We start from the raw sequence: 343 nt of genomic DNA, 5'->3' as shown, positions 1-343 counted from the left end.
CGCCTCGGCCAATCCCTTTGCCGTGGTGACCCAGGCGCACCTGAAGGCGCAGGACACCGCGGGATCCGAGGCCGCGCGCTACCAGGCCAAACTGGGCTTGATACGCAGCCTGTACCGGTGCGGTTTTGCGCGTCAGGACATTCTCGAGCTGTTCCGGTTCATCGACTGGGTGCTGACGCTGCCGGAGGGACTGGAAACCCAGTTATGGAGCGAGGTCCAGCAATTTGACGAGGAACGACGCATGCGCTATGTGAGCAGCTTCGAGCGAATCGCTCAGAAGAAAGGGATCGAGAAAGGGATTGGCACGGGTCAGGTCCGGCTCCTGCGGTTACTGATCCAACAA

General features: G+C 60.9%; 1 pseudogene. It reads left to right on the top strand.

The window, feature by feature from the left end:
- Nucleotides 1-343: pseudogene (locus ABC977_RS18265) on the top strand (cytosolic protein); the annotation flags it as partial.

Source organism: Thioalkalicoccus limnaeus (genome assembly GCF_041197575.1).
Classification (GTDB): domain Bacteria; phylum Pseudomonadota; class Gammaproteobacteria; order Chromatiales; family Chromatiaceae; genus Thioalkalicoccus; species Thioalkalicoccus limnaeus.
Note: the sequence above shows the minus strand (reverse complement) of the source record. Positions and strands in the feature narration are given on the sequence as shown.